This window comes from Methanospirillum sp. (genome assembly GCF_028679455.1).
Lineage (GTDB): Archaea > Halobacteriota > Methanomicrobia > Methanomicrobiales > Methanospirillaceae > Methanospirillum.
On record NZ_JAJRBM010000169.1, the window covers coordinates 1 to 3561 of the forward strand.

Below are 3561 nucleotides of genomic sequence, written 5' to 3' on the forward strand. Positions count from 1 at the left end.
ATGTATAAATCCGTTTTTTTCATGAAAACGGATGCTTCCGGTATTTCGCGACGAGATTTCTGCAAGGATGCTGATTATCCCGTTTTCTTTTGCGTTATCTTCCAAAAACAGAAGCATCTGTGATCCGATGCCCATCCTCGTATACCGGGGATGAATAAAATACGAAATGACAGCGGTCTGCCTGAATCCGGGCATTGGATTGTATGGCCTGAGCATTCCAAATCCAATAACGATTCCATCCGTATCCTTTGCCGTTACTGTTGGATAATGAGGCAGCAGTGATCTTATCTGTTCAAAAAAACCGACCGGGACTGGGTTTTCCGGAAATGCCGCATCCGAATTCTCTACATAATAATTGAACAACTCGATTATTTCTTCACCGTCAGAGACGGAAATCGGGGATAAACTGATCCGGGGTACTGGTTCAGCGGACATCGATTATTGTTTAGATTCTATACTATTTACCGGTTTAGACTATTGGGGTATCAGTATTATCAATAACACGCATTATTGCATGAACATCTCATCAATGGGTGCTTTCTTCATGATGTGAAATCATCTTCCAAAACCAGGTGAGATGATCCTTACGGATATCCATACTCCCGGCGATCATCTCCTCGTAGATACTGAGGATCTGAGTGACCGCTACCAGGTCTTCAGGGGAAAACCGGGAGGTTTTTAGTGATAACTCCAGGGATAACCGGTTATGAAGCGTTTTGTGCCATAAAAAGGCTTCATTCCCCTTCACGGTCAATTCCAGGCAGATATTTTTCCGGTTGCCCTCTTCCTGGATCCGGTTTACATATCCCTTTTTTTCAAGCTTTTGCACCATCTGCGAGACTGCACCCTTGGTCACCCCAAGACGAATCGCCAGGGAAGAGAGATTTTCCCCGGGAAACCTTCCGGCAGTATCGATGAGATGGATCTCAGATGCTGATATCGTATCCCCGAGACCCAGGTCCACGGGAATATTCTCGATCAGAACAGCACGATGAATGATCCTGGTGATGATATCATGCAGTTCAGCAGTCAGTATTCCATTGTCGGGCATTTGAAACGAGTCCGGGTATATCGAAGAGGGTTCCTGGATTGCTATTCACTCCAGTCTCATGCAGATATTAACCTAAAACACGTATAGTACTAATATCAATGGATATAATCATCCGCCCGGCTATACCAAAAGACTGTCCCCGTCTTCTGGAATTAATCCGCGAACTTGCTGAATATGAACATGCACTCGATCAGGTTGAAGTAAACCCTGATCATTTTCTCGAATCCGGTTTTGGTTCCTCCCCTGTCTGGTGGGCACATGTGGCTGAAAACAAGGGAAATGTCATCGGGTTTGCCCTGTATTACATCAGGTATTCTACCTGGAAAGGTCAGCGGTTATATCTTGAGGATATTATCGTTACAAAGCAGTACCGCCGGCACGGGATCGGGAAAAAACTTTTTGAAGCAGTTTTGGAGGATGCAAAAAAGAAAAAACTGAATGGAATCATCTGGCAGGTTCTTGAATGGAACAAACCTGCCATACAATTCTATGAGAAATATGCTCCCACCTTTAACCATGAATGGATAACCTGCACAATTGAAAAGGTATAAGGCCATCCCGGATACCCTATAGTAAATACCATAAAAGCAGGAACACAACAGTATTTTCCTGATGTCACCAATCTTACCTGTTACAGAAAAAAGGACAATACTATACTGCGTCACTGTATTCGAGAGTGATAATTCTGGGAAAAGAGACTGGAACGAATGAAAAAGTCCAGAAATGGCTTGCTATGGGGTTGGCATTCCTCAAGAAAGATCAATATGAGCGTGCATACTATGCATTTAAAGAAGGACTGAGGATTGACCCTGAAAATGTAGAACTCTGGTTCCAGACAGGAATAGTCCTTTCAAAGCAGGAGCGCCACCGCGATGCAATCAAAATGCATCGCAATGCCCTGAAGCATGATCCAGACAACCTGAATGCCCAGCTTAGGCTCGGCATGGCGATGTACGAAGTGGGCATGTATAAAGAGGCAATTGCAGTCCTGACTCATCTCATAGATCATGAATCTGATAATTCACAGTCCTGGATGTACCGGGGATCGTGTTACCTCGCCCTTGGAAAATTTCAGGAAGCTCTGAAAGACCTCAACATGGCCATCGACTGGGGGGCAGAACAGGTAGAGGTATGGGTCCTGAAAGGGTATTGCCACCTCCAACTGGATGAATTCCAGGAATCTCTCGATGCCTATGACTTCGCCATCGAGATAAATCCCGATGATGCCGTGGCTTTTTTTGGTCTTGCAAATGTCCTCATTAATCTCGAAGAACGGGAGCAGGCATTAAACGCACTTAAATCGGCAGTAAAGATCGATCCGGATTATGCAGATGCCTGGAGACTGCTTGCTGATCTCCTGGCTGATACCGGAGAGATAGTACAGGCAGCCGGTGCATACGAACAGGTACTGAAGATCGAACCCTGGGATCTTGACTCAAGATACACCTATTCTATATTAAAAGCAGAATTATCTGAGGACAGTAAAGCAATTAATGACATTCTTAACCAGATAATTAATGAAGGGCAGGAATCCGTGACATTTTACAATAATCACGGACTTACCCTCATGCATCTGAAAAAATATGACAGTGCCCTCCAGGCATTTGAACGAGCTTTACGTCTTGATCCTGAAAACTCCTCCGTGTGGCATAACCACGGGGCAGCTTTGTACAAGATAAAATGGTACAAGGATGCAACCAAATCCTTCCAGCAGTCATTAAAATACAACGCGAAAAACGTGAATGCATGGATCGGAATCGGCATGGTTGCATCACAGCAGTACGAGTTCAGCAGGGCTGCTACGGCGTATACGCATGCAACCGAGCTTAACCCAAAGAATGTCAATGTCTGGCTGATGCTGGGAGATACCCAGACCGAACGTGGCCTGTATACTGAGGCTATCGGCGCATACGAAAAGGCACTTGAACTCGATCCAGATAACACGGTGGCATGGAATCAGCGTGGACTTGCACTCAGGTTGCTCGACAGCCATTCAGATGCCCTTGAATCTTTCGAACATGCCACGGAGATTAAATCTCCAAAACCGGAGACCTGGATAAACCACGCTATAACCAGTTTCGAATTGGGTGAATATCAACGGTCTGTTACCTCCTTTGAGAAAGCCTGCAAGTTAGGGTCGATACCGGTTGACAGCTGGATCATCTACCTCAACGCCCTGGCTTACGAGCATGAGGAACAGAAATTAATCAAGGCATCAGAGCGGTTCATCGAATTATTCGGCCCTGATGAAGAGGTCCTTTTCCTTCTTGGTGTGGCACAGTACGAACTCAAACAATATGAGGCAGCCCTTCACCATTTCAGGGAAGTATTAAAGGTTGATAAAGATCACGGGGATGCATTATACTGGGCGGGCCTTACCCTTCTCGAGTTGTTCCAGTTTACTGAAGCGATCTCCTGTTTTGAACAGGTTGAAGACAATCACCCTAATGATCACCAGGCCTGGTATTACCACGCAAAAGCATTAATATCCTTAAATGAACTGCAAAAAG

At 45.2% G+C, this 3561-nt stretch carries 4 protein-coding genes; 2 read left to right on the forward strand and 2 right to left on the reverse strand.

Features of this window, described 5'->3' with window-relative positions:
• Both LUQ50_RS05755 and LUQ50_RS05760 read right to left on the reverse strand, forming a co-directional pair.
• On the reverse strand, window positions 1-435 hold a 435-nt coding region (locus LUQ50_RS05755), incomplete at its 3' end, for a GNAT family N-acetyltransferase (protein WP_300037529.1).
• A 91-nt stretch (window positions 436-526) separates the two neighbouring features.
• Window positions 527-1051 (reverse strand): MarR family transcriptional regulator, encoded by a 525-nt coding sequence (locus LUQ50_RS05760; protein WP_300037532.1) that lies wholly within the window; start codon window positions 1049-1051, stop codon window positions 527-529.
• Window positions 1052-1149: 98 nt separating this feature from the next.
• Between LUQ50_RS05760 and LUQ50_RS05765 the strand changes: the two genes are divergently transcribed.
• Together LUQ50_RS05765 and LUQ50_RS05770 are read left to right on the forward strand one after the other, a co-directional pair.
• Window positions 1150-1602, forward strand: a complete 453-nt coding sequence (locus tag LUQ50_RS05765; RefSeq protein ID WP_300037535.1) for a GNAT family N-acetyltransferase — start codon at window positions 1150-1152, stop codon at window positions 1600-1602.
• Window positions 1603-1727: 125 nt separating this feature from the next.
• Window positions 1728-3561: tetratricopeptide repeat protein (locus LUQ50_RS05770; RefSeq protein WP_300037537.1), on the forward strand; the 1834-nt coding region annotated here is incomplete at its 3' end.

Bases quoted from the DNA above. Each gene is read 5' to 3' on its own strand.
- LUQ50_RS05760 (WP_300037532.1), bottom strand. From the start codon at position 1,051: ATGCCCGACAATGGAATACTGACTGCTGAACTGCATGATATCATCACC.
- LUQ50_RS05765 (WP_300037535.1), top strand. From the start codon at position 1,150: ATGGATATAATCATCCGCCCGGCTATACCAAAAGACTGTCCCCGTCTT.